This window comes from Cellulomonas sp. zg-ZUI22, assembly GCF_017353535.1.
GTDB classification, from domain to species: Bacteria; Actinomycetota; Actinomycetes; order Actinomycetales; family Cellulomonadaceae; genus Cellulomonas; species Cellulomonas wangleii.
Map to the genome: position 1 here is coordinate 113,110 of NZ_JAFMUZ010000009.1, position 23,347 is coordinate 136,456.

General features: G+C 74.0%; 25 protein-coding genes. 11 read left to right on the forward strand and 14 right to left on the reverse strand.

Features of this window, described 5'->3' with window-relative positions; genetic code table 11:
- Nucleotides 1-104: 104 nt before the first annotated feature.
- A complete protein-coding gene (locus J1G43_RS17750) occupies nucleotides 105-983 on the forward strand; it encodes an SGNH/GDSL hydrolase family protein (protein ID WP_207371087.1) in 879 nt (292 codons plus the stop codon).
- A 47-nt stretch (nucleotides 984-1,030) separates the two neighbouring features.
- Here J1G43_RS17750 and J1G43_RS17755 read toward each other — a convergent pair whose 3' ends face one another.
- The 3 genes from J1G43_RS17755 to J1G43_RS17765 form a co-directional block, all read right to left on the reverse strand.
- Nucleotides 1,031-1,633, reverse strand: a complete 603-nt coding sequence (locus J1G43_RS17755) for a class I SAM-dependent methyltransferase (protein ID WP_207378971.1) — start codon at nucleotides 1,631-1,633, stop codon at nucleotides 1,031-1,033.
- 80 nt (nucleotides 1,634-1,713) lie between these two features.
- Entirely contained in the window at nucleotides 1,714-2,055 is a 342-nt protein-coding gene (locus tag J1G43_RS17760; RefSeq protein WP_207378972.1) for a YciI family protein, read from the reverse strand.
- A 109-nt stretch (nucleotides 2,056-2,164) separates the two neighbouring features.
- Nucleotides 2,165-2,815, reverse strand: coding sequence for a dihydrofolate reductase family protein (locus J1G43_RS17765; protein WP_207378973.1), 651 nt, complete (start codon nucleotides 2,813-2,815; stop codon nucleotides 2,165-2,167).
- A 134-nt stretch (nucleotides 2,816-2,949) separates the two neighbouring features.
- On the opposite strand from J1G43_RS17765, the gene J1G43_RS17770 reads away from it, so the two are divergent.
- The gene (locus J1G43_RS17770; protein ID WP_207341843.1) at nucleotides 2,950-3,495 is read left to right on the forward strand and encodes an NADPH-dependent FMN reductase; all 546 of its coding nucleotides are present in this window, start codon (nucleotides 2,950-2,952) and stop codon (nucleotides 3,493-3,495) included.
- Between the two features lie 118 nt (nucleotides 3,496-3,613).
- Here the strand turns inward: J1G43_RS17770 and J1G43_RS17775 are convergent, their stop codons facing one another.
- A complete protein-coding gene (locus J1G43_RS17775) occupies nucleotides 3,614-5,101 on the reverse strand; it encodes an endo-1,4-beta-xylanase (RefSeq protein ID WP_207378974.1) in 1,488 nt (495 codons plus the stop codon).
- A gap of 394 nt (nucleotides 5,102-5,495) precedes the next feature.
- Between J1G43_RS17775 and J1G43_RS19235 the strand changes: the two genes are divergently transcribed.
- From J1G43_RS19235 to J1G43_RS17815, 8 genes are all read left to right on the forward strand, one after another.
- On the forward strand, nucleotides 5,496-6,404 hold the full coding sequence (locus J1G43_RS19235) for a lytic polysaccharide monooxygenase (RefSeq protein WP_242635969.1): 909 nt from the start codon (nucleotides 5,496-5,498) through the stop codon (nucleotides 6,402-6,404).
- A gap of 125 nt (nucleotides 6,405-6,529) precedes the next feature.
- On the forward strand, nucleotides 6,530-7,084 hold the full coding sequence (locus J1G43_RS17785; protein ID WP_207378975.1) for an SRPBCC domain-containing protein: 555 nt from the start codon (nucleotides 6,530-6,532) through the stop codon (nucleotides 7,082-7,084).
- 22 nt (nucleotides 7,085-7,106) lie between these two features.
- Entirely contained in the window at nucleotides 7,107-7,673 is a 567-nt protein-coding gene (locus J1G43_RS17790; RefSeq protein ID WP_207378976.1) for a dihydrofolate reductase family protein, read from the forward strand.
- A gap of 103 nt (nucleotides 7,674-7,776) precedes the next feature.
- On the forward strand, nucleotides 7,777-8,514 hold the full coding sequence (locus J1G43_RS17795) for an alpha/beta hydrolase (protein ID WP_207378977.1): 738 nt from the start codon (nucleotides 7,777-7,779) through the stop codon (nucleotides 8,512-8,514).
- A gap of 122 nt (nucleotides 8,515-8,636) precedes the next feature.
- The gene (locus tag J1G43_RS17800; protein WP_207378978.1) at nucleotides 8,637-9,581 is read left to right on the forward strand and encodes an aldo/keto reductase; all 945 of its coding nucleotides are present in this window, start codon (nucleotides 8,637-8,639) and stop codon (nucleotides 9,579-9,581) included.
- Between the two features lie 23 nt (nucleotides 9,582-9,604).
- On the forward strand, nucleotides 9,605-10,030 hold the full coding sequence (locus J1G43_RS17805; RefSeq protein WP_242635970.1) for a MerR family transcriptional regulator: 426 nt from the start codon (nucleotides 9,605-9,607) through the stop codon (nucleotides 10,028-10,030).
- Between the two features lie 432 nt (nucleotides 10,031-10,462).
- On the forward strand, nucleotides 10,463-11,059 hold the full coding sequence (locus tag J1G43_RS17810) for a histidine phosphatase family protein (RefSeq protein WP_207378979.1): 597 nt from the start codon (nucleotides 10,463-10,465) through the stop codon (nucleotides 11,057-11,059).
- A gap of 165 nt (nucleotides 11,060-11,224) precedes the next feature.
- Nucleotides 11,225-11,998: a MerR family transcriptional regulator gene (locus J1G43_RS17815; RefSeq protein ID WP_242635971.1), complete on the forward strand. Its 774-nt coding sequence runs from the start codon at nucleotides 11,225-11,227 to the stop codon at nucleotides 11,996-11,998.
- A 69-nt stretch (nucleotides 11,999-12,067) separates the two neighbouring features.
- Here the strand turns inward: J1G43_RS17815 and J1G43_RS17820 are convergent, their stop codons facing one another.
- Nucleotides 12,068-12,745 (reverse strand): cation transporter, encoded by a 678-nt coding sequence (locus tag J1G43_RS17820; protein ID WP_207378980.1) that lies wholly within the window; start codon nucleotides 12,743-12,745, stop codon nucleotides 12,068-12,070.
- Nucleotides 12,742-13,113, reverse strand: coding sequence for a helix-turn-helix transcriptional regulator (locus tag J1G43_RS17825; RefSeq protein ID WP_207341951.1), 372 nt, complete (start codon nucleotides 13,111-13,113; stop codon nucleotides 12,742-12,744). The genes J1G43_RS17820 and J1G43_RS17825 overlap by 4 nt, the downstream gene beginning before the upstream one ends.
- A gap of 166 nt (nucleotides 13,114-13,279) precedes the next feature.
- Between J1G43_RS17825 and J1G43_RS17830 the strand changes: the two genes are divergently transcribed.
- A complete protein-coding gene (locus J1G43_RS17830; RefSeq protein WP_207378981.1) occupies nucleotides 13,280-14,893 on the forward strand; it encodes a cellulase family glycosylhydrolase in 1,614 nt (537 codons plus the stop codon).
- A 58-nt stretch (nucleotides 14,894-14,951) separates the two neighbouring features.
- Here J1G43_RS17830 and J1G43_RS17835 read toward each other — a convergent pair whose 3' ends face one another.
- From J1G43_RS17835 to J1G43_RS17870, 8 genes are all read right to left on the reverse strand, one after another.
- The gene (locus J1G43_RS17835; RefSeq protein ID WP_207378982.1) at nucleotides 14,952-15,554 is read right to left on the reverse strand and encodes a GNAT family N-acetyltransferase; all 603 of its coding nucleotides are present in this window, start codon (nucleotides 15,552-15,554) and stop codon (nucleotides 14,952-14,954) included.
- Between the two features lie 62 nt (nucleotides 15,555-15,616).
- On the reverse strand, nucleotides 15,617-16,468 hold the full coding sequence (locus J1G43_RS17840) for a hypothetical protein (protein ID WP_207341830.1): 852 nt from the start codon (nucleotides 16,466-16,468) through the stop codon (nucleotides 15,617-15,619).
- Complete coding sequence (gene lysX / locus J1G43_RS17845) at nucleotides 16,465-19,836, reverse strand: bifunctional lysylphosphatidylglycerol synthetase/lysine--tRNA ligase LysX (protein ID WP_207378983.1); 3,372 nt, start codon at nucleotides 19,834-19,836, stop codon at nucleotides 16,465-16,467. The genes J1G43_RS17840 and lysX overlap by 4 nt, the downstream gene beginning before the upstream one ends.
- Nucleotides 19,837-19,946: 110 nt before the next feature.
- Complete coding sequence (locus J1G43_RS17850) at nucleotides 19,947-20,630, reverse strand: 4a-hydroxytetrahydrobiopterin dehydratase (RefSeq protein WP_207341828.1); 684 nt, start codon at nucleotides 20,628-20,630, stop codon at nucleotides 19,947-19,949.
- Nucleotides 20,631-20,677: 47 nt separating this feature from the next.
- Nucleotides 20,678-21,208: a hypothetical protein gene (locus tag J1G43_RS17855; protein WP_207378984.1), complete on the reverse strand. Its 531-nt coding sequence runs from the start codon at nucleotides 21,206-21,208 to the stop codon at nucleotides 20,678-20,680.
- Between the two features lie 74 nt (nucleotides 21,209-21,282).
- The gene (locus tag J1G43_RS17860) at nucleotides 21,283-21,732 is read right to left on the reverse strand and encodes an HIT family protein (RefSeq protein WP_207378985.1); all 450 of its coding nucleotides are present in this window, start codon (nucleotides 21,730-21,732) and stop codon (nucleotides 21,283-21,285) included.
- A gap of 50 nt (nucleotides 21,733-21,782) precedes the next feature.
- Nucleotides 21,783-22,634 (reverse strand): hypothetical protein, encoded by an 852-nt coding sequence (locus J1G43_RS17865; protein ID WP_207378986.1) that lies wholly within the window; start codon nucleotides 22,632-22,634, stop codon nucleotides 21,783-21,785.
- 111 nt (nucleotides 22,635-22,745) lie between these two features.
- The gene (locus J1G43_RS17870) at nucleotides 22,746-23,327 is read right to left on the reverse strand and encodes a GNAT family N-acetyltransferase (RefSeq protein WP_207341824.1); all 582 of its coding nucleotides are present in this window, start codon (nucleotides 23,325-23,327) and stop codon (nucleotides 22,746-22,748) included.
- Nucleotides 23,328-23,347 lie beyond the last annotated feature (20 nt).

Genomic DNA, 23,347 nt, shown 5'->3' on the forward strand with positions numbered 1-23,347 from the left:
ACCCGCAGCGCCGACCTCCACCCCGGCTCGGTGGTGCTCGGGCGCCACCTCAGCACCGACGCGTCCACCCGGCACGCCCCGGGCGTCGCGGTTACCGTGCAGAGATGAAGCGCTCGTTGCGGACGGCGCGGTCCGCCGTCGTGGCCCTCGTCGCCGCGCTCGCGATCGTCGTCCCCGGCGCGGGCGCGGCCTTCGCCCACCCTCCCCGGGTCGTCTACGACGCCCTCGGCGACTCGTACGCCTCCGGTTACGGCGTCCCGCCCTACGCCGAGTGCGGCCGCTCGCAGGGCGCCTACGCCGTGCAGCTCGACGGGCGTCAGCGGCTGCGGCTGGACGACTTCGTCGCGTGCGCGGGCGCGACCACGACCTCCCTGGTGAGCGGGGGTCAGCTCGCCGCCCTCGACGCCGAGACGGACCTGGTGACGTTGACGATCGGCGGCAACGACGTCGGCTGGTCCACCGCGGTCGTGGCGTGCCTCGGCGGCACCGACGCCCAGTGCACGGGCGCGGTCGCCGTCGTCGACGCCAGGATCACCGGCGAGCTGCCTGCCCTGCTCGACACGGTCTACGCCCAGGTCGCCGCGGCCGCCCCGAACGCCCGCGTCGTGGTGACGGGTTACCCGCGGCTGTTCTCCCCCGAGCACGGCCCGTACCTCGCCGCCTCGCCGGCGGAGCTGACCAGCCTCAACGCCGCTGCGGACACCCTCGACACGGTGATCGCCGCCGCGGCCACCCGCGCCGGGTTCCGGTTCGTCGACGTGCGCCAGCGCTTCGAGGGCCACGGGGCGAACTCCCCGGACCCGTGGATCCTGGGGCCGTCGGACCCCGGAGCCTTCCACCCGACGATCGAGGGCTACGAGGCCTACACGGCCGCCGTCAGCTCCACGCTGGGCCGGGTGAAGCCGGGCTGCGGCAGGCACCACCGTGAGGCGACGCCGTTCACCCTGACCGGTCAGGACGCGCGCTGCCGGCCTCCCCGGTGACCGTGTCGTTCGCCGGCGCTACGCGTGCGGGCGTCGTCCGCGCACGATCAGGCGGCGTGGGCGACGATCGCCGCGTGCGGGCGCCACTCGCCCTCCTGGTCCCGGTGCACCCGCTCGCGCTCGACGAACCCGGCCGCTGCCAGCCGTCGTGACATCTCGTCGGGCGGCCACCGGTAGGCGGTGGTGACCCGGTGCGCGAACGGCTCGTGCTCGGGCCCGTCGAAGAACCCGACGACCAGCGGCGCGCCCGGCGCCAGCGCCCGGCGGATCGCCGCCAGGGCGCCGTCCAGCTGCTCGGGTTCGAGGTGGATGAGGGAGTACCAGGCCAGCGCACCGGCGACCGACCCGGGGGCGCGGTCGAGCGCGAGCACGGACCCCACCTCGAAGCGCGCGTCGGGGTGGGCAGCACGTGCGTGCGCGACGAACTCCGGGACCAGGTCGATGCCCGTGACGTCGACGTGCCTGCTCGTCAGGTAGCCGGTGAGGTGGCCGGGGCCGCACCCGAGGTCGAGCACCGGGCCGCAGACCGGCCGCAGGTGCCGGTCGATGAGCGCCAGGTCGTCGGGGTGCACCCGGTCGACCGATCCCAGGAGGTCGATGTACTGCGCGGCCAGGAGCGCGTAGGCCTGCTGGACGCCACGTGTCGACATCGACGAGACGATACGGGCGAGCGTGCTGGTGCCGGCGCGCGGCCGTCGGCGTGCAGCGTGTGGCCGCGTCGTACGCGGACCTACCGGATGACCCGGACCTCCTGGGGCCAGCCGCACCCCTCGGCGACCCGGCCCGCCCACAGCTTGGCCGTCTCCAGGTCGGGCACGTCGATGACCGTGATCCCGCCCAGCTGCTCGACCGTCTCGGTGTAGGGACCGTCGGTGATCGACAGCGTCCCGCTCGTCGCGTCGGCGCTGAAGGCGTCTGCCAAGTCCTCCTCGAGGCCACCGGCGAAGACCAGGACCCCGGCGGCCTCCATGTCACGGACGACCGCCGTGCTGGGCTCCACGCGGGTGCGGAACCACTCGGCCGGGTGGTCCCCCACCCACTGCTGGTGGAAGTAGATGGCGTACTGCGTCATGTCGCGCCTCCTGTGCGGCTGCCCGCTTCGGTGTCATCACTCTGACGGACGGACCGTGCCGGATTCGACAGGCGCGGGCACGCGAGGGTGGCCGTGACCCTGAGCGGGCCTACCGGCGTGCGAAGGCCAGGTGGACGACGCCGGACGGCGACGGGGTCGCCTCGATGCTGAAGCGCTCGTCGAGACCCTCCAGCCCGTCCCACAGCCGCTCGCCCCGGCCCAGCAGGACCGGCACGACGACGAGGTGCATCCGGTCGATCAGGTCCGCCTCGAGGAACTGGCGCACCGTGCTCACGCCGCCACCGATCCGCACGTCGAGCCCGCCGGCCAGCTCCCGGGCCAGCGCGAGCGCGGAGACCGGATCGGCGTCGACGAAGTGGAACGTGGTCCCACCCTCCATCTCGAGCGTCGGGCGCGGATGGTGCGTCAGGACGACGACCGGGGTGTGGAAGACGGGGTCGGGGCCCCACCACCCCTGCCACTCCTCGTCGAGCCAGGGACCGCGCTGCGGGCCGAACTTGTTGCGGCCCATGATCTCCGCACCGATCCCGGTCCCCCACGAGCCGGCGAACGCCTCGTCGACACCGTAGGAGCCGTCCGTCTCCCCGTGGATGCCCATGGCGCGGAACGTGGGCGTCTCGAAGGCCCACTCCACCAGCCGCTGGCCGGCGTGCCCGAACGGCGCGTCGAGAGCCTGGCCCTCCCCCGTGCCGAAGCCGTCGAGCGAGACCGAGAAGTTGTGCACGCGGACGAGGGACATGTCAGCTCCTGACGTGGCGGCGACCGTCGCTGCCCGCACCGACGAGGGCGCTCCTCGACGGTAGCGGACGCCGGTGTGACGTCGCTCACCACCCGACCGGGAAGATAGTTGTCGATTCATCTATTGAGCGAGGCATGGAGACTCAGAGGATCGGCATCGTCATCAGCTCGTCGCGCCCCACCCGGATCGGCCCGAAGGTCGCCCAGTGGGTCAGCACCGTGGCCCCCGCGGGCGTCGACGTCGAGATCGTCGACCTCGCCGACGTCGACCTGCCCTTCCTCGCGGAGCCCGAGCAGCCGGCCACCGGCAACTACACGATGCCCAGCACCACGAGCTGGTCCGAGCGGGTCCGCAGCTACGACGCCCTCATCCTCGCCGTGCCGGAGTACAACGCCGGCTACCCGGCCGTGCTGAAGAACGCGATCGACACGCTGCACGCCGAGTGGAAGGGCCTGCCGATCGGTGTCATCGGGTACGGGTGGGGCGCCGCGGCCGGCGCCGTGCGTCAGCTCGGCGAGGTGCTCGACCGGGTGCAGGCCGTGACCCTGGCCGGCCCGGGCCTGAGCTTCGGCCAGCACCTCACCCCCGAGGGCGAGCTCCTGGAGGCCGCCCCGGCGGACGACGTGCGCGGCCTCTACGACCAGGTCCTCGCAGCCGCCCGCGAGAGGGTCCCGGCCTGACCTTCGGCGATCGCCGGACCCGGCCCCGTCGTCGGACCGGCCCCTCGTCGCGCACGACCGCCCCCGCACGGACCCGTGCGGGGGCGGTCGTCTCAAGCGGAAGCAGCGTCGGCCGACGTCACCCGACCTTGACGAGCTGCCACTGCTGGTTCGCGCCGTTCCAGTTGGAGTACTGCACGACGTTGCCGCCGTCGGCCACGGATGCGCCCTGGACCTCCAGCGCCTTGCCCGAGTTCCTGTTCACGAGCGACGCGTAGCCGTTGGCGATCGACACGTTCCACTGCTGGTTGCCGCCGTTGTTGTCGGACCACTGGACGACCTCGCCGCCGTCGGCGGTGGACTTGGCGTAGACGTCCAGCACCTTCGACGAGAGCCGGGACTTCACGCGGTAGGACCCGTTGCCCGAGCTGACGAACTGCCACTGCTGCTGGTTGCCGTTGTTGCGCGACCACTGCACGATGTCGGCGCCGTCCGCGGTCGACAGGTTGTAGACGTCGAGCGCCTTGCCGCTGTTGCGGTTGACCAGCACGTACCAGGCGTTGGTGTCGACGGAGCTGCTGCCGCCGCCGTTGTTGCCGCCACCGTTGTTGTTGCCGGCGTTGAGGGCGTTGAGGACCGAGGTGTAGGCGGCCTTCTTGTTGCCCGAGGAGTCGAACAGCAGCGGGTTGGCCCCGGTGCGCCAGGAGTCCGAGTCGCGCACGCCCCACACGGTGATGCCGGTGCAGCGCGAGACCGCCAGGCACGCCTGGGTGACCTGCCGGTAGGCGTTGGCCTGGTTCGAGCCCTGCTCGATGTCGAGCTCGGTGATCTGCACGTCGACGCCCAGGTCGGCGAACCGCTGCAGGTTGGCCTGGTAGTCGCTCGGCACGCTCGTGCCCAGGTGCGACTGGAACCCCACGCAGTCGATCGGCACGCCGCGGGACTTGAAGTCCCGGACCATGGTGTAGATGCCCGTGGACTTCGCGTTGATGCCGTCGGTGTTGTAGTCGTTGTAGCAGAGCTTGGCCCCGGGGTCGGCGGCGCGCGCGGCGCGGAACGCGGCCTCGATCCAGTCGTTGCCGGTGCGCTGCAGGTTCGAGTCACGGCGCGAGCCGCGCCCGTCGTCGGCGAACGCCTCGTTGACCACGTCCCAGGCGTAGATCTTGCCCTTGTAGTGCGCCGCCACCTGCGTGACGTGGTTGAGGAAGGCGTCGCGCAGCGACTGGCCGGACAGGCTCTGCATCCAGCCGGGCTGCTGCGCGTGCCAGCCGAGGGTGTGCCCGCGCACCCGCTTGCCCTTGCCGAGCGCGTAGTTGACGATCCGGTCGCCGTTGGTGAAGTTGAACTGGTTGCGGTTCGGCTCCGTGGCGTCCATCTTCATCTCGTTCTCGGCCGTGATCATGTCGAACTCACGGTCGACGATCCCCATGTAGGTGGAGTCGTTCATGCGGCCGGCGGCGATGGCCGTGCCGTAGTAGCGTCCGCGCTCCGCGGCCGACTGGCCCAGCGTCGTCCCGGCCTGGGCGGGGCCGGCCAGGGCCACGGCGGCCGTGGCCACCAGGCCCGCGGTGGTGAGCAGGGACACCGCCCGGCGCACCCGGCCGAACCGGGGTGAGGTCGTGGTCATGTTGTCGCTCTCTCTCGGTGGACAGCGGCGCGACGAGGTCCCGCCCGGTCGGGTGGTGCTGGGGGGACCTGCGCGCTCCTCGGTGCGCGGCGGACGACGTCGGCCGCCACGTGTGATCGTTCACAACACCCCGTGAGCGGGCGGCTTCAGCTCGCTCGTGGATGTGCGTCACCCTGCCCCCGCTCCCCGTCGGCAACAAGGGCTCCGCGGCCGTCGAAGCGTTTCACCGCGAACATCGCCGGGCCGCTCCTCGGGTGAGCGGGAGGAGGGATCGGCCGGGCGCCGCCGGGCGGGCCGTCGCCGCGCACGAAAGGTTTCTCGCCCTGGGTGGTCGGCTCATGGACTCGTAACGTCGTTCGTCCATGTCCGACCCGACCCGGTCGAGGTGACCGCCATGAGATCGTCCGCTCTCCCCCGTGCCCAACGACCCCCCGCCCTCCGGCTGCTCCTGTCCGCCCTGGCGGCGGTCGCACTGGCCTTCGCGATGCTCACCGCCGCACCCGCGCCGTCCGCCCAGGCGCACGGCTGGATCTCCGACCCGCCCAGCCGGCAGGACCTCTGCTACACCGGCGCCGTGAAGGACTGCGGCCCGGTCCAGTACGAGCCGTGGAGCGTGGAGGCCAAGAAGGGCTCGATGCTCTGTTCCGGCGGTGGCCGCTTCACCGAGCTCGACAACGAGTCCCGGGCCTGGCCGCGCCAGAACCTCACCACCAACGAGACCTTCACCTGGGACATCGTCGCCAACCACTCCACGTCGACGTGGGAGTACTTCGTGGACGGCCGGCTGCACACCACGATCAACGACAACGGTGCCCAGCCGCCCAAGCGGTTCACCCACACCATCAACAACCTGCCCGAGGGCAACCACAAGATCTTCGTGCGGTGGAACATCGCCGACACGGTGAACGCCTTCTACCAGTGCATCGACGCCTACATCACGCCGGGTGGGAACCCGGCGCCGCAGCCCACCGCCACCACGCCGGCACCGGAGCCCAGCGTGACGACCCCGGCACCACAGCCGGGCACCGGCGCCTGCACCGCCACGGTGCGTGCGGCCAACTCGTGGGGCAGCGGCTTCCAGGGTGAGGTCACCGTGAAGGCGGGCAGCGCCGCGATCAACGGCTGGAAGGTCACCGTGAACGGCGCCACGATCACGCAGGCGTGGAGCTCCACCCTCAGCGGCAGCGACACGCTCGCCAACGCGGAGTGGAACGGCAAGCTCGGCGCCGGCGCCTCGACGACCGCGGGCTTCATCTCCAGCGGGAGCGGCAGCAACCTGAGCGCCACCTGCACCGCGAGCTGACAGGTACTGCGACGACCGGCCGGGGCGAGTGCGCCCCGGCCGGTCGTGCGTCCGGGCACGGCAGGAGCGATGAGTCCCGTCCCCCTCGGCGGTCTGCACCCATACCCGCGACGCGAGGAGAACCGATGACGACCGCCGACGACGCGCAGCACGCGCACCCGGGCCCGACCGAGCACGCCGTCGTCGTCTCCCGGGAGCTCGACGCCCCGCCCGACGTGGCGTGGACGGCGTGGAGCGACCCGGACGTGCTCCGCCGGTGGTGGGGGCCCACCGGCTTCACGTGCCCGCGCGCGGACGTGGACGTGCGCGTCGGCGGCTCGACCGTCGTGACCATGCAGGCACCCGATGCGTGGGGCGGCTTCCGGATCCACAACCGGTGGTCGTTCCGCGTCGTCCAGCCACCCGAGCGCCTCGCGTTCGTCAGCACGTTCGTCGACGAGGCGGGCACGGCCCTCACCCCGGGCGAGGCAGGCGTGCCGGCGACCGTGCCCGCCGAGGTGCCGCACGTGGTCCTCCTCGAAGCCCTGCCGGACGGGCGCACGCGGCTGACCCTGACCGAGACCGGGTACGTGGACGAGGAGACGCGGGCCCAGTCGCAGGCCGGGCAGGAGCAGTGCCTCGACAAGATGCAGGCGATCTTCGCGGCGTCCCGGAGCGGAAGCGACGCTCCCCTCTTCTGAGTCCGTCACCCCGGAGGCACGCATGGGCAAGCTGATCTACGCCGCCAACACCTCGCTCGACGGCTACCTGGAGGACGAGACCGGCGCCTTCGACTGGTCGGTCCCCGACGAGGCCGTGCACGCGTTCTGGAACGAGCACGAGCGAGGCATCGGCACGTCCCTCTACGGCCGGCGCATGTACGAGACGATGCGCGTCTGGGAGGACGACGACTGGCTGACCGACCAGCCCGCCGTGGTGCGCGAGTACGCGGGGATCTGGCGCGACACCGACAAGGTCGTCTACTCCACGACCCTCGACACCGTGTCGAGCACCCGAACCCGGATCGAGCGGCAGCTCGACGCCGACGCGGTGCGCCGCCTCAAGGAGGGGTCCGACACCGACCTCAGCGTGGGCGGCGCGATCCTCGGCGCGGAGGCGTTCCGCCTCGGGCTCGTCGACGAGACGGTGCTGCTGCTGTGCCCGGTGGCCGTGGGCGGCGGCAAGCCGGCCCTGCCCCTCGGGGTGCGGCTGGAGCTCGAGCTGCTGGACACGCGGCGGTTCGACAACGGGGTGGTCTACGTGCGCCACGCGGTGCGGCACGCCCGGTGACGCGGGACCAGCCACGGAGGGAACCACCCCTCCACGGCACGCCGTCAGCGACGTGCGTGCCGTGACCCCGGGTGCCGAACCACAGCCCACCGAGAGGCATCACATGGACTTCTCCTCCACCCGGCTCCTCGACGACGGCACCCGCGAACGGCGGTTCACGCTCGACGGGGCACCGGGCGTCCTGTGGACACCCTCGACCGCCTCACCGTCCACACCCGTCCCGCTGGTCCTGCTGGGTCACCCCGGCGGGCTGCAGGCGATGCAGACCCGGCTCGAGGCGCGGGCGCGCCAGTCGGCGGGACTGGGGTACGCGAGCGCGACCCTCGAGCTGCCCGGGGGCGGCGGGCGGCCGCCCGTCCCCGAGATCGACCGCGCACGCGCTGACCTGCGCGAGGCGATCGGCGCCGGGCGACGGCCCGACGACGATGTCGTCGACCGACTCGTCCTCCCCCTCGTCGAGCAGGCCGTCCCCGAGTGGCGGGCACTCCTCGATGCCGTGCTCGCCCTGCCCGAGGTCGGCGGCCCGGTCGCCGTCTCCGGGGGCGTGACCGCCATGGGCGTCCGGCTGGCGGCCGTCGAGCCCCGTGTGGTGGCCGTCGGCCTGTTCGCCGGCACCGCCGTCCCGCGCAGCATCATCGAGGAGGCGCGGCGGGTCACCGTCCCCGTGCACGTGCTCCTGCAGTGGGACGACCAGGACAACGACCGGCAGAGGGCTCTCGAGCTCTTCGACGCCTTCGGTTCCCCGCAGAAGACCCTCCAGGCGAACACGGGCGGTCACACCGGGGTCCCGCCGCACGCGGCCGAGGACGCCGGTCGCTTCCTCGTCCGCCACCTCGGGTGACGCACGGGCCGCGCGTCGCGCCCTGCCGGCGAGACGTCGACCGCGCCGCGCCGTCGGCCGCGGCGACGTGATCCACCCGGAGGCTTGACCTGGAGCGCGCTCCAGGTTGCACGCTCGTCGTCATGGACACCACGCAGCGCACCCCCGAGCCGGTCCTCGGGGCCATGTACTTCGGCACCCGCGCGGACGAGGCGCTCTCGACCACCCTGCTCGACGCGTTCGTCGACCTCGGCGGGCGCTGGATCGACACCGCGAACTGCTACAGCTTCTGGGAGGACCCGTCAGGGGTCGGCGGGCAGAGCGAGCGGCTGCTCGGCCGGTGGTTCGCGGCACGCCCGGGCGTGCGGGACCGGGTGCGGCTCGCGACGAAGGTCCGGCACCAGCCGCTCGTCCCGCACGAGTGGCCCTCGTCCTCCGAGGGGCTGTCCGCCGAGGCGATCGCCCGGGGCTTCGCGGCGTCGCTCGAGCGGCTGGGCCTGGACTCGGTGGACCTGCTGTGGGCGCACGCGGAGGACCGCGACGTCCCCCTGGCCGAGACCGTCGACGCGTTCGGTGCGCTCGTGGCCGCGGGGCAGGTCGGCCGGCTGGGTGCGTCGAACCACGCCGCGTGGCGCGTCGAGCAGGCACGCGCGATCGCCCGCGAGCGCGGCGTCGAGCCGTGGTCGGCCGTGCAGCTGCGCTACTCGTACGTGTGGCCGCGTCCGGGCGTGACGCTCCCCGAGGGCGGGCACGTGCACGCCGAGCGCGACCAGCTCGACCACGCCCGCACGCAGGGCCTCGACCTGTGGGCGTACTCGCCGCTGCTCACCGGGGCGTACGTCCGCGACGACCGCCCGCTCTCGGAGGGCTACGACCACCCCGGGACGTACCGGCGCCTGGCGGTCCTCGCCGAGGTCGCGGACGAGCTGGGCGCGACCCGCAACCAGGTGGTGCTCGCGTGGCTGCTGGCGCAGGGCATCAGCCCGATCCTCGGGGTGAGCTCGCTCGCCCAGCTCACCGAGGCCATGGCGGCCCGCGACGTCGACCTGCCCGACGAGCTCCGGGCGCGCCTCGACGCCGCGGTCTGACGGGCGCTGCCACGATGGCCCGCATGACGGGGTACGCACCGGGTGAGGTCGCGCAGCGCACGGGCCTGACGGTGGACACGCTGCGGTACTACGAGCGCGAGGGCCTGGTCGGCCCGATCGCACGGTCGGCGGGCGGGCAGCGACGGTACGACGAGGACGACGTGGCGTGGATCGGCCTGGTCACGTGCCTGCGCGACGCCGGGCTGGGGATCGCGGAGCTGCGCCGGTTCACCGACCTCCTGCGCACCGAGGCCGGTGCGACCGACCGGGTCGCGTTCCTGCGCGCTCGCCGCGCGGAGCTCGAGGAGCAGGCGGAGCGGATCCTCGCCGCCGTCCGCGTGCTCGACGGGAAGATCGCCCACTACGCGCAGGGGTCCGGCGACGGCACGGCGCACGGGCCGACTCCTGGCCCGCCCGCGCCCGGAGCCGCCGCTACGGTCGCCGGATGAGGTCGCGGTCGATGCTCCTGCCGGTCGTCCTGCTCGCTCTCGCCCTGCCCGGCTGCGCCGCGAGCCCGCCGATGGTCGACGTCGTCGTCTCACCCACGCCCGCGCGTGTGAGAGCGCCTTCGCCGCACTGCTCGCCGCGAGCCCGGAGGAGAGCGCAGGCCCGCTCACGGCGACGTCGGACGAGTGCCCCCTGGATGCCTGGCACCAGCAGGACGAGGCCCTGCAGCCGTCACTTCCCGTGGAGCGCGTCTCGGACCCGTCGCAGCAGCTCGCACTGCTGTGCGCCGGCAGCCGGTGGGAGTTGACGCGGGTCTGTACGGAAGCGGGCAGGTAGAACGGGCCTGTGCCGGGGCCCTCAGCTCCCGGCGTAGACGAGCATCCGTACTCGGTGTCGTGACCGAGGAACTGGCCGACAGGGCATACTCACGGGCCATGCCCTCCTCCCTGCAGACGGTGTACCTGGCCCGGCACGGGCAGACGGAGGGGAACGTGCAGGGCCGCTGGCAGGGGCAGCTCGACGCGCCGCTGACCGCGCTGGGCCGCGCGCAGGCGCGGACGGTGGCCGAGCTCGTCGCCGACGAGCCCGTGGACGCCGTCTTCTGCAGCCCGCAGGGCCGGGCGGTGGCCACCGCGCGGGTGTGCGGCGAGCGCCTGGGCCTGCCCGTGGTCCCGCTGGACGAGCTCGCGGAGCTGCACCACGGCGCGATGGCCGGCATGTCCCCCGACGACATGGAGCGGGCGTTCCCCGGTGAGCTCGCCCTGCGCCGTCAGGACAAGTACCGGTGGCGGTTCCCCGGCGGGGAGAGCTACGAGGACGCCGTCCCGCGCGCCGCGCGGGCGCTGGCACGCGTCGAGGCGTCCGGCGCACGGCACCCCCTGCTGGTGTCGCACGAGATGATCGGCCGGCTGCTGCAGCACCACCTGCGCCGCGTCGACGTCGCGACCGCGCTGGCCGGCGGCCACCCGCAGGGCGTCGTGTACCGGGTGGACGTCGGCACCGGGGAGATGACGACGCTCGGCGAGGTCTGACGGCTCCTGGGGTCAGGACGAACCGCTCGGTGTCGAGCCGGTCCGGCATCGGGGAGAAGGCCATCGCCCGATGGCAACACCGCCCAGCACCGCAACGGGAGGACATCCGCCGACCGCTCCCCGGCACCGGCCGGTGTTGACTCTGACACCGTGTGAGGAGGTCCGATGGACCACATGCTGAGGATCGGGGAGATCGCGCGGGGCACGGGCGTCTCGCGGCGCATGCTGCGCCACTGGGAGCAGCTCGGACTCGTGGAGCCGGCGTCGACCGACCCCATGACCGGGTACCGCCGCTACGCACCCAGCCAGGTCGGCCGGGTGCGCGCGGTCGCGTCCCTGCGCGCCCTGGGGTTCGGGCTCGACGCGATCGGCGACCTGCTCGACGGGAACCTCGACGAGCGGCGGCTGGTCGACCTGCTCCGGACGCGCGAGCAGGAGCTCGTCGCCCAGGTCGACGAGGCGTCGCGCCGGCTCGCCGAGGTGCGGTCGCGCCTCGCGACCTTCGAGAAGGGACGGAACACCGTCATGAGCACACTCGACCTGGCGCCCCTGCCGGCGCTGCGGCTGTGGAGCGTCCGCGCCTCCGTGCGGGACGAGACCGAGATCCCCGACACGGCACGTCGGCTGCGCCGCGAGCTGCGCGACCGGCTCGGTGACGACGACGCCGTCGTGCTGCTCTACGACGGCACCGCGGACGACGCGATCGTCGTCACGGCCGGGACGCCGACCCCCGTGGACGGTCTGACCGTGGTCGACGTCGCGGCGGTCGACGAGGGCGTCGCGGTGACCTTCGACGCGCCCCCTGACGTGGCGGACGCCTGGATCGCCCTCGACGCGGCACTCGCGGACCGCGGCCTGCGCGCGACGGGGGTGTACCGCCAGACCTCCGCGCCCGACGGCACCGTGACGCTCCAGGCGCAGGTGCGGCGGCCGGGCTGAACGACGCCCGGCGCGCCCGTCCGCGTCATGGCCCCCCGGGCGTGACCCGCGGGCCCGGCGTCAGCTCGGTCAGTCGGCGTCCTCGTCCGCGTCGTCCTCGTCCTCGTCCTCGTCCTCGACCAGCTCGCCCTCCCACGCCTCCCTGCCTTCGTGCACGGCGAAGGCGGCGATGACGAACGCGGCGACCGGGTCGAGCCACGCCGCCCCGGTGAGCGCGTGGAGGACGACCCCCGCCAGGGTGGAGATGCTCAGGATCACGCAGATGCGAGTCTCGGCGGCGTCGGCGAGGACCAGGTTGTCCCGCAGGCGCAGCCCCACCCGCCGCTTCATCGCGGCCAGCACGGGCATGACGACGATGGACGCGACCAGCAGCCCGATCGCCAACGGCGAGCGGTCCGGCGCCTCGCCGTCGAGGAGGCTGCGAACACCCTCGACCGTGACGTACGCGGCCAGGACGAAGAACGTGACGGCGACCGCTCTCAGGGTCAGCCGCTCCTTGCGCTCGTCGGTCCGGCCGTGGCGCAGCCGAGCCGACAGGCGCAGCGCGACGAGGACGCCGGCCGCGGACTCGATCGCCGAGTCGACGCCGAACCCCACGACGGACACCAGGCCCGCCAGCAGCCCGGCGGTGATCGCGACGGCTCCCTCGACGACGTTGTAGGCGACGGTGAACTGAGCCAGGCGCAGCCCGCGGTGCGTCAGCCGTGCGGTCTCGGCGGCGTCGAGGCCGTGCGTCGCCGCGGTCACGCCGTGACCTCCTCGCGGGCACCGTACGTCGGGCACCGGACGACGGCGTGGCCGGTGAGGGCCAGCAGGCGTTCCGCGGCGCCGAGCACCTCCGCCAGAGCCTCGGGGTGGGCGAGGCGGAACACCGACGCGCGCCCCTGCGGGCGCGAGGTCACCAGCCCGCACTCGCGCAGGCACGCCAGGTGCTTGGACACCGTGGACTGCGCGAGCCCCAGGTGCTCGGTGAGGTCGACGACACGGTGCTCCCCCAGGGTCAAGTGACGCAGGATCGTGAGCCGCGAGAGGTCGCCCAGACCTCGGAAGAGGCACGCGGCGGCATCGGGGGGCTGCACCTCGGTGTCCGGGGGCTCGGTCTCGATCGCCAGCATCGCCACCCAGCGATGCTAGTCCGAGCCGGTGACCACTGGTCACCCGTCCGGCACGGGCCGAACCGTGTTCGCACCCGTACCGGCGAAACGCTTCGACGGGTGCACCGCGCCGTCCGTCCTGGTGGGCTGGGCGCGCCCGTCCGTACCCGTCGAGAGGGAACCTCCCGTGCACGCTCTGAGGAAAGCGCTGACCGCGACCGCCGCGGCACTCGTCGCCGTCGTCGGCTCGGTCGCGGTGACCGCACCGGCGAGCGCCGCCGCCGGGTGCCGCGTCGACTACACCGTGGCCAGCCAGTGGCCCGGCGGGTTCAACGCCGCCGTGCAGGTGACGAACCTGGGAGACCCGCTCACCTCGTGGGACCTGCGGTTCTCGTTCGGCGCGGGGCAGACCGTCACCCAGCTCTGGAACGGCACCGTCACCCAGACCGGTTCCGCCGTGTCGGTGCGCAACGCCGCGTACAACGGCACCGTGGCGACCAACGGCACCGCGTCGTTCGGCTTCAACGGCACGTTCACCGGCAGCAACCCCGTGCCGACGGCGTTCACGCTCAACGGCGTCGCCTGCACCGGCGCGCCGGTGGTGCCGACGAGCACCCCGTCGACGTCGCCGACCGCCACGCCGACCCAGTCGCCCCGGCCGACGTCGACCCCGACGACGACCCCCACACCCGTGCCGTCCGCGGGACCGGTCACCGCCGACCCCGCGCGCCTCGTCGCCGAGATGGGCCAGGGCTGGAACCTCGGCAACCAGCTCGAGGCCAGCATCGACGGGGTGCCCAGCGAGACCGCGTGGGGCAACCCGGTGATCACCGGCGCCCTGCTCGACCGCGTCAAGGCCTCCGGCTTCGACACGGTCCGGATCCCCGTCTCCTACCTCGGCAAGACCGGCGCGGCCCCGGACTACACCGTCGACAGCGCCTGGCTCGCCCGGATCCAGCAGGTCGTCGACCTCGCGTACGACCGCGGGCTGTACGTGGTGATCAACATGCACGGTGACGGCTACAAGAGCGTCAGCGGTGCGTGGCTGATCTGCGACGCGTCGGGCCAGGAGCAGATCCGCACCAAGTACCAGAAGGTCTGGCAGCAGGTCGCGACGACGTTCAAGGACTACGACGGCCGGCTCGTCCTGGAGTCGATGAACGAGAACTTCGACGGGCAGTACGGCACCCCGACGGAGCCGTGCTACTCGAACATCAACGCGTACAACCAGGTCTTCGTCGACACGGTGCGCCGCACCGGCGGCACCAACGCCTCGCGGTGGCTGCTCGTCCCGGGCTGGAACACGAACATCGACTACACGACCGGCGGCTACGGCTTCACGATCCCGACGGACCAGTACCGGTCGTCGGCGATCCCCAGCGCCGACAAGCGGATCATGATCTCCGTCCACTACTACGACCCGTGGGACTTCACCGGCACGGAGAGCGGGGCGACCACCCAGTGGGGCCCCAACGTGACCGACCCGTCGCGCAGTGCGACGTGGGGCGACCACGTGCACACGGAGAACCAGCTGAAGAAGGTGCACGACGCGTTCGTGGTGAAGGGCTACCCGGTGTTCATCGGTGAGTACGGGTCGATCGACAAGACGTCCGCCGACCCGACCAACAACCGGTACCGCGCCGACTACGCCCGCACCCTCGTCACACTGGCGAAGAAGTACGGGGCGGCCACCGCCTACTGGGACAACGGCTACAACGGCGTGTACGGGTTCGGGCTGTTCGACCGGCAGTCCGCGACGGTGACCCAGCAGGGCATCATCACGGCCATCACGGGGTCCTGAGGACGGGCCGGCCGGCGGGTCGCGCCCCGCCGGCCGGCACCGGACACGCCTGCGCCGGTCACGCCTGCGCGGCGGGCACCGTCGACGTCATCACGCAGTTGCCCTTGCCCTTCGGCCGCTGGTACGCGAAGCCCAGCTCCTCGTACATCGTCCGGGTCGCGTTGTAGAGGAAGGACGACGACGTGCGCTTGCCCGGCGGGAGGTCGTGCGGGTAGGCCTCGACCAGACCACCCCCGGCCGCGGCGATGAGCCCCAGGGCGCCACGCACGGCGACCGACGCCATCCCCTGCCGGCGGTACCGGCGGTCGACGAACAGGCAGGTGATCCGGAAGTCCGGCCGCTGCTCGAGGCCCTTCTCCCACTCCTTGCGGTGCTGGATGTTCGGCACCTCGTCGACCGTCCCGTACTGGGCCCACGCCACGGCCTCGTCACCGTCCATGACGAGCGCGGCGTGCGCGCGGCCGGCCAGCACGAGCTGCCGCTTGAACTCGCGGTGGCCCAGGGCCCTGCGCTCCTCGACCGGGTCGGGGTACAGGTGGAAGTACGTGCACCAGCACCCACCCCACACGCCGTTGTGCCGCTCGGCCAGGCCCGCGAACGCGTCCCAGGTGCGCTCCTCGAGCGGTTCGATCCGGTAGCCGTCCACGGCCATGCCCCCCATCTCGCGAACGTACGCGCGCCGTCGCACGCGCGGCAAGACCCCGGGGCGCCGGTCCCCTGCGCTCAGCCCGGCGCGCGCCGGGCCGGCCCGTCGACGCGCCCCGCGTCGGGCTCGGCGTCCTCCGCCGCGACGCCCGCCGGGCTGCCCGCGAGCACCACGCACGCGGCCACCGCCACGACGAGGGCGAGCACGACGGGCACCGCCCACCCGTGCCGGACCGTGTCGCCCAGCACCGCGACGCCCACCACGCCGGGCACGAGCACCTCCACGACCGACTCCACCGCGGCCGCGCCGCCCACCGGCCCGCGCTCCAGCGCCCGCAGGTACGCGACCACACCGACGGCCCCGCACACCACGACCACGACCGCCAGGGGCTGCCGCACGGTGGCGAGCAGGTCGCCGGACGCGTGCGCGCCGCGCGCCGCGATCGCGGCTCCCGAGTAGCCCAGCCCGCCGAGCAGCGCGAGCAGCAGCGCACCGCCACGCGCGTACGCGGCGACCGACACCAGGACCAGCGCCCCGGTCGCCACGAGCATGCCCGTGGTGAACCCCCGCGGTGGCGTCACGGCCGGCTGGTCCCCGGACCCGCCGGCCACCACCACCAGGGCGACCACCACGACGGCGACGGCCAGGACGTCACGCCGGCGCAGCCTGGCCCCGAGCACGGGGCGCGCGAGCACCACGGTGACCACGACCGACGACGCGAGCACCGCCTGCACGACGAACAGCGGCAGCCGGTCCAGCGCGAGCAGGGACAGCAGCCACGCGACGCCGTCGAGGAGCAGCGCGGCCAGCACGAGCGGTCGGCGCAGCGCACCCGCCCCCGGGGAGCGCCTGGCCCCGACGGCCTCCATCACGGTGCTGACGCCGTAGCCGACCGCCGCGGCGACGGCAGCGAGCAGCGCCGCGGTCACGCACGTCCCCGGGGCCGCAGGAACGGGAAGGCGAGCGTGTCGCGGATCGTGCCGCCGACGAGCGTCATCACCACCCGGTCGACCCCGACGCCCACGCCGCCGGTCGGCGGCATGCCGAACTCGAGGGCGTCGAGGAAGTCCTCGTCGATCTCCATCGCCTCGGGGTCGCCGGCCGCCGCGAGGACCGACTGCTCGGTGAGGCGCCGGCGCTGCTCGACCGGGTCGGTGAGCTCGGAGTACGCGGTGCCGAGCTCGGCGCCGAACGCGACGAGGTCCCAGCGCTCGGCGAGGCGCGGGTCGGTGCGGTGCGCGCGGGTCAGGGGCGACGTCTCGACGGGGAAGTCGGTGTAGAACGTCGGGACGACGGTCTGCCCCTCGACGAACCGGTCGTACAGCTCCGAGACCAGCGCGCCGTGCGTCTCGGTCGGCTCCCACGCCACGTCGAGCCGGCTGCACAGCGACTGCAGCTCGGTCAGCGGCAGGTCGGGGGTGACCTCCCGGTCGACCGCGCGCGACACGGCCTCGTGCACGGTGACGACGGGCCACGGGCCGTCGAGGCGCACCACGCCGCCCCCCGGACGGTGCGCCACGGGCTCGCCGTGCACGGCGAGCGCCGCGGCCACGACCAGCTCGCGCGTCAGCTCCCGCATGGTCGTGTAGTCGCCGTACGCCTCGTACGCCTCCATCGACGTGAACTCGGGGTTGTGCGTCGCGTCGACGCCCTCGTTGCGGAAGCTGCGGCCCAGCTCGAACACCTTGCCCGTGCCGCCCACCATGAGGCGCTTGAGGAACAGCTCGGGGGCGATCCGCAGGTACAGGTCCAGGTCGTACGCGTTGATGTGGGTGACGAACGGGCGGGCGTTCGCGCCGCCGTGGATCCGCTGCAGGATCGGCGTCTCGACCTCGAGGAACCCGCGGGCGACGAGCGAGGTGCGGATCGACCACACCGCCGTCGACCGGGCGCGCAGGGCCACCGCCGCGGCGTCGTGCAGCGCCAGGTCCATGTGCCGCAGGCGCACCCGGGCCTCGGCGTCGGCCAGGCCGTGCCGCTTGTCGGGCGGCGGGGTCAGCGCCTTGGTGGCCATCCGCCAGGTGCGCGCGGCGACGCTGAGCTCACCGCTGCGGCTGTGCGTGAGCGGACCGGTCACGCTCACCTGGTCCCCCAGGTCGACCGTGCGCCGGAACAGGTCGAGGCCGGTGGTGCCCGACGCGGTGAGCAGCGCCTGCACCTCATCCGTCCCCTCGCGCAGCACCGCGAACACGACCCCGCCCAGGTCGCGCAGCCGCACGACCCGCCCGACGACCGACACCTCCGGACCGTCGACCTGGACGCCCCGCGCCGCGCGCACGGTGTGGGTGCGCGGCACCGCGACCGGGTACGGGTCCGTCCCGACGGCCCGGAGCACGGCGAGCTTGGCCCGGCGGACGCGCTGCTGCTGGGTCAGCCGGCGCGTGGGCGCCCGGACCGCCAGCAGCTCGTGCTCCTGCGCGACGACCGCGGCGACGAGCGCCGGGTCGTCCGCGGCCGCCACGGGCGGCTGCTCGCCGCCGGCCAGGCGACGAAGCGGGGGCACGAAGCCCTCCGCCTGCCCGAGCGCGAGCACCACGCGCGTCAGGTGGCCCGCGGCCTCGTAGCACAGGACCCGCGGCTGCCACTCGGGCAGGTACTTCTCGTTCGAGCGGTACAGCTGCTCCAGCTGCCAGAAGCGCGACGCGAGCAGCAGCACCCGCCGGTTGAGGCGCTGCACCGGCGTGGCCCCGACACGCTCCCCGAGCTGGAACGTCTCGCGGAACATCGCGAAGTTCATCGAGATGCGCTCGACGCCCAGGTCGCGCGACGCGTCCACGAGGCCGGCGACCATGAGCTCGGTGACCCCCGAGACCGCGTCGGGCGAGCGTCGCATGACGTCCAGCGACAGGCCGTGCCGCCCCCAGGGGACGAACGACAGCACCCCCCGCAGGCGGCCGTCCGCGTCGCGCGCGGTGACGACGACCTCGCCCGGGTCGACCGGCGAGCCGAACCGGTCCAGAGCCATGGAGTACCCACGCTCCTGGCCCTGGCGCCACCGGTCGGCCTGCGCCACCACCTCGGCCAGCTCGTCGGGCGGCGTCTCCGCCTGCCGGCGGACCCGGACCTCGTACCCCGCCGCCCGGCCGCGCTCGACGGCGCGGCGCACCCCGCGCATGGCCGGGTTCCGCAGGTCGAACGACCGGGTGACGATCACGGCCTCGTCGCCCATGACGATGGGGTGCAGCCCGGCCGCTCGGTACGCCCGCGCCCCGGCCTCCGTCGTCGACGTCGCCGCGGGTACCCACCCGTAGCGGCGGGCCGTCGCCAACCACCGGGCCACGGCGTCGGGCCACGACGCGGGGTCGCCGATCGGGTCGCCGGCCGCGAGGCAGACCTCCGACACGACGCGGTACGACACGGCGGCCCGCCGGTCGGCGGAGAACTGGGTCGACCGGTCGTCCCGGGTCGCGAAGTACCCCAGGGAGTCGCCGGACGGGTGCTCGAGCAGCAGCCGGCGGACCTGCAGCCGGTCGTCCGCGGCGTCGGTCCCCACCGGCTCACGGGACCGCATGAACAGCACGAGCGCGAGCACCAGCCCGACGGCGGCGACGAGGCCCCCGACGACCCCGACCCACGTCGGCACGTAGCCGACCGTGCCGGGGTCCAGCGCCGAGCCGTAGACGCTGAACGCCTGCGCGAACGCCCACTGCAGCTGGTCGCCCACCGTCGGCAGACCACGCCCCAGCACCCGGAGCAGCGCGAACGACAGGAGCGTGCCGGCGGCCACGCCCCCGAACGCCACGAGCAGGGACCGCCACCAGGCGCCGGGCCGCACCCGCGCCGGGAACGCCGAGCGCGCGCTGACCAGCACCGGGACGGCCACGACCGCGACCACCCACGCGACGACGTCCCGCGCCGTCACCCCGGGCTCGCCACGCCCGGCCGGGTCGGCGGACCAGAGGACCGCCGTCACCAGCCCGGCGAGCACCACCGGCGCCTGCCACACCAGCACGAGGACCCACAGCGTGACGCGCAGGCGGCGCACGAGCCCCGACGCGACCGTCGCCAGGAGCACGAGCGAGAAGAACCCCGGCTGGGCCGGCAGGTTCAGCACCGAGAGCGCCTCGGCGACGCGGCGCACCACACCGGGGGCGAACGGCAGGAGCAGCAGCGCGACCACCTGCCAGGCCGCCATCCCCTGGACGACCCGGCCTGCGACGGTGGCGACCGTGGCGGCCCAGCCCCGCGAGACCGGGTCGTCCCGGCGCGGCGACGCCGGCTCGGGGTCATCCGTGCGCGCGTCCGGGCGGGGTGGCCGGCCCAGCTCCGGCACGGTGTCCACCGGGTCCCTGCTCACGCCGCGCTCCGTCCTGGGCGAGCCGCGAGCGCCCCCCGCTCGTCCGTCCCCCGCACGAGCGTCCCGCGCCAGGGGCAGGACCGCGATCCGACCGACCCCGCCCGCCGCGGTCAGGCCACGCAGACCGCGCCGGTGTTGCCCTCCTGGTCGGCGACCACGGTGAGGGACGGTGCGTCGCTGTCGTCCACCACGGTCCCACCGGCCGCGACCGCGGCGGCGATCCGCTGCTCGAGCACCTCGGCCGGCACGTACACCTCCACGTGGAAGCGCTGGCGTGGCCCGCCCTGCTCGTCGGCGTCGCCGAACCACAGGTTGGGCACCCGGCCCGTGGCGTCGCGGACCTCGTCGCTCGGGGACCCGTGGCCCTGCGCGTCCACGAGGCCCGTCAGCAGCGCGGCCCACACCGGCGCGATGGTCGCGGAGTCCGCCGCGTCCAGTCCGAGCTCGACGACGCTGACCGACGCGGGGTCCGGGGCGAGCCCGTGCTCGGCGGCGATCTGCGTGATCTGCCGGGCCAGGTCGACGTCCTTCTGCGTCACCCACTCCACGACGTGCTCGGTGTCCCCGTCCCGGTAGATCGCGTCCGGGCTGACCAGCTTGAGGTCGACGTGGCCCTTGCTCATCGCCACGGTCGGGTGGTGCCCGGCCGCGTCGCCGGCCTCGCCCACCGCAGCGAGGAACCGGGCGCCGGTGCCGAAGTCGTCGACCAGGTACCGGGCGTGCAGGCCCTGGGCCAGCTTGCGCCAGTCGACCAGCTGCGCCTGGTCGATCTCACGCCCGGAGAGCATGTCCATGTCGCCGGAATCTAGACCTGATCCGCGGACCGCGCGCGCGGACGCGGTCAGGCACGCAGACCTGCGTCCCAGCCCGGCGCCCGGTGCCCGGCCGGTGGCCCCAGGGACGTCACGCCCGCGCGCCCCAGCAGCCACGCGACGACGGAGTTCGACGTCCACATGTCGCCGGTCCCGGCCTCGTCGCGGCCCCACGTCCACGCCGGCACGTCGGTCAGGTGCTCGAGCAGGTCCCGTGGGACCGGGACGTCGGCGCTGACGGCCAGGACCCCCGGCGTGGCGTCCGGCCCGTGCACCGTCCGGACCTCGTAGCGGAACAGCGGGCACCGGCCCAGGAGCCGCGAGCCCACCGGTCCGGTCCGCACGACCCGTCGCCCCGCGGCGGTCCGGCCCCAGGTGGGTCCCATGTCGACGCGCGTCGTCGCGCCGTCCACCACGACCTCCAGCACGGCGTGCACGAGCGGCTGCGGTGCCCGGTGCTCCCGGGCTGCGACGGCCCGCTCCCACCACGCGCTCGTCCGCCGCGCGACCCGGCCGCCGGCTCCGACGGCCGCCCACCTCACCCGCGCCACGGCGTCCACGTGCCCATCCCACCGCTGCGCGCCGCGCACGGTCCAGGGGCGACCGTCACGGGTCCGCGGCCGAGGGCCGGGGGTCAGCGCACCGCGGCGAGCGCGTCCTTGATGGCGGCAGCGTCGCGGTCGCGCAGCGCCTTGGCCCGCTCCGGCGGGTCGGTCGGCATGGTCCAGCCGTCGTCGGTGTGACGCGGGATCACGTGCAGGTGGACGTGGAACACCGTCTGGAACGCGGCCCTCCCGTCGCACAGGACGACGTTGATGCCGTCGCAGCGCAGGGTCGAGCGGCGCAGCGCCCTGGCCATGTCGTGCCCGACCGCGAAGACGTGCGCCCCCGTGGCCCCGTCCAGGTCCTCGAGGCCCACCGCGTGCCCGCGCGGGACGACGAGAAGATGACCCGGGTTCACGGGGTGCAGGTCCATGAAGACGACGACGGTGTCGTCCTCGAACACCACGCTCGCCTCGGCCCGCCCGGCCGCGATGGCGCAGAAGACGCACTCCTGGTCCGCCGGCGTCTCGTTCGTCGTCATGGGCGCAAGGCTCCCAGCACGTCCGCAGGGGCACCAGCCCTCGCGCGACGTCACCGGGCGGCGGGCCGCCCGACGAGCCTGGACGGCGGATCGTCGGCGTAGGAGCGGGGCGCGAGCCGCGCCGCCGCCCGCGGCCCGATCGTGAGGCGCATGCCCAGGCTCGCCAGCACGCGTGCCACGTCGTCGGCGCCCAGCGAGCCGTGCCGCTCGAGGACCAGGTGGACCCGCCCACGCACCCGCTCGGCGCGGTGCAGGGCGAGGATGCTCGTCGAGACGGGCGTGTGGCAGGGGAAGCGCGCGCGGGCGGCGGCCTCGTCGGCGTGCTCGAGCCAGACGACGGCGTCGGCGACGTCGGCCAGCTCGGTGCGCAGGGAGTCGGCACGCCAGTGGGCGGGTGCGTCCGCGTCGCCCGTGACGTGCCGCGACCGGTTCGCGGAGGTGATCGCGAGCGGGCCTCCGCCGACGGCGTCCGTGGCCGCCGCGAGGAACCGCTGCGACGGGCACGCGTCGCCGGGGACGATCACCTGCGTGGTTCTCGTCGGCCCGTCCCACGCGGTCAGGCCGGCGGGCAGGCGGGCGGCTGCGGGGCCACGGAACCCGAACGGGCCGATCGCCGCGAATGCCTCGACCACGTCGGCCACCAGGCTCGGCGGCACGCCGGGCGGGAGCCGGGACAGGTCGAACGCGTCGAGCACGTGCCCCGTCGCCGCCGTGAGACTGCCCACCTGGTCGCAGGGCCGGCCCTTGAGGACGTTGAGGCGCTGCACCGCGTCACCACGGGCGGTCAGCGCGTAGACGTTGGCGAACCCGTGCGCCACGGGACGCCCCGCGGCGAGCAGCCGCGCGGCCAGCTCGGCGTCGGCGGGGCGGTCGAGGACGAGACGGTCGTGGTCGTCGGGCATGGCGGGCCTCCCGGGGTCTTCCGGAAGGAGCACGCAGCGGTGCCACCGGATACCGCCGGCGGGCGCCGGGTCGCCGACGTGGGCGGTGACGGCTCCGGTGCGCCGGGCGGGTCACCGCCCTCGTGGCGTGACGTCACGAGCCTCGCCCGGAGGCAGTCCGCCGATCGGCAGAAGTTCCAGCGGCGGGACCGGGTCCGTCGCCAGCCGCGCGTGGGTCTCCACGTCGAACCGGCCGTCCCCGTAGCGCAGCTTGGACCGCTCAAGACCTTCTGCGATGAATCCTGCGCGAGTCGCCACCCGGCACGATGCGGGGTTGTTGACCCGGTGCCCCAGCTCCAGCCGGAAGAGGCCGAGCTCCTCGAGCGCCCACCTGGAGACGGTCGCCAGCGCCCGCGAGGCGAGCCCCTGTCCCCGGTGGGTGGCGGCGACCCAGTAGTACGTCCACGCCGTCTCATGCACCCTGTCGATGCTGCTCAACCCCACGTTGCCCACCGCGCAGCCGTGAACAGTGATCGCGACGTCGTACCGGACGGGGCCGAGGGCCTGCAGATGAGTCTCGATGAACCGGGTGCAGTCCTCCAGCTCGCGAAGGTCGGCCCCGCCCAGCTGCGTGACCAGATCGGGGCTTGCTGCCACCGCGGACTGCAGCGAGGGGCCATCAGCGAGCGACCACGGTCTCAGCTCGACGCGCACCGCCGCGACACTGCCATGCC

What these genes read in the sequence shown, in the direction of transcription:
- J1G43_RS17750 (WP_207371087.1), top strand. Translation starts at nt 105, where the DNA reads ATGAAGCGCTCGTTGCGGACGGCGCGGTCCGCCGTCGTGGCCCTCGTC.
- J1G43_RS17755 (WP_207378971.1), bottom strand. Translation starts at nt 1,633, where the DNA reads ATGTCGACACGTGGCGTCCAGCAGGCCTACGCGCTCCTGGCCGCGCAG.
- J1G43_RS17760 (WP_207378972.1), bottom strand. Translation starts at nt 2,055, where the DNA reads ATGACGCAGTACGCCATCTACTTCCACCAGCAGTGGGTGGGGGACCAC.
- J1G43_RS17765 (WP_207378973.1), bottom strand. Translation starts at nt 2,815, where the DNA reads ATGTCCCTCGTCCGCGTGCACAACTTCTCGGTCTCGCTCGACGGCTTC.
- J1G43_RS17770 (WP_207341843.1), top strand. Translation starts at nt 2,950, where the DNA reads ATGGAGACTCAGAGGATCGGCATCGTCATCAGCTCGTCGCGCCCCACC.
- J1G43_RS17775 (WP_207378974.1), bottom strand. Translation starts at nt 5,101, where the DNA reads ATGACCACGACCTCACCCCGGTTCGGCCGGGTGCGCCGGGCGGTGTCC.
- J1G43_RS19235 (WP_242635969.1), top strand. Translation starts at nt 5,496, where the DNA reads ATGAGATCGTCCGCTCTCCCCCGTGCCCAACGACCCCCCGCCCTCCGG.
- J1G43_RS17785 (WP_207378975.1), top strand. Translation starts at nt 6,530, where the DNA reads ATGACGACCGCCGACGACGCGCAGCACGCGCACCCGGGCCCGACCGAG.
- J1G43_RS17790 (WP_207378976.1), top strand. Translation starts at nt 7,107, where the DNA reads ATGGGCAAGCTGATCTACGCCGCCAACACCTCGCTCGACGGCTACCTG.
- J1G43_RS17795 (WP_207378977.1), top strand. Translation starts at nt 7,777, where the DNA reads ATGGACTTCTCCTCCACCCGGCTCCTCGACGACGGCACCCGCGAACGG.
- J1G43_RS17800 (WP_207378978.1), top strand. Translation starts at nt 8,637, where the DNA reads ATGGACACCACGCAGCGCACCCCCGAGCCGGTCCTCGGGGCCATGTAC.
- J1G43_RS17805 (WP_242635970.1), top strand. Translation starts at nt 9,605, where the DNA reads ATGACGGGGTACGCACCGGGTGAGGTCGCGCAGCGCACGGGCCTGACG.
- J1G43_RS17810 (WP_207378979.1), top strand. Translation starts at nt 10,463, where the DNA reads ATGCCCTCCTCCCTGCAGACGGTGTACCTGGCCCGGCACGGGCAGACG.
- J1G43_RS17815 (WP_242635971.1), top strand. Translation starts at nt 11,225, where the DNA reads ATGGACCACATGCTGAGGATCGGGGAGATCGCGCGGGGCACGGGCGTC.
- J1G43_RS17825 (WP_207341951.1), bottom strand. Translation starts at nt 13,113, where the DNA reads ATGCTGGCGATCGAGACCGAGCCCCCGGACACCGAGGTGCAGCCCCCC.
- J1G43_RS17835 (WP_207378982.1), bottom strand. Translation starts at nt 15,554, where the DNA reads ATGGGGGGCATGGCCGTGGACGGCTACCGGATCGAACCGCTCGAGGAG.
- J1G43_RS17850 (WP_207341828.1), bottom strand. Translation starts at nt 20,630, where the DNA reads ATGGACATGCTCTCCGGGCGTGAGATCGACCAGGCGCAGCTGGTCGAC.
- J1G43_RS17860 (WP_207378985.1), bottom strand. Translation starts at nt 21,732, where the DNA reads ATGACGACGAACGAGACGCCGGCGGACCAGGAGTGCGTCTTCTGCGCC.
- J1G43_RS17865 (WP_207378986.1), bottom strand. Translation starts at nt 22,634, where the DNA reads ATGCCCGACGACCACGACCGTCTCGTCCTCGACCGCCCCGCCGACGCC.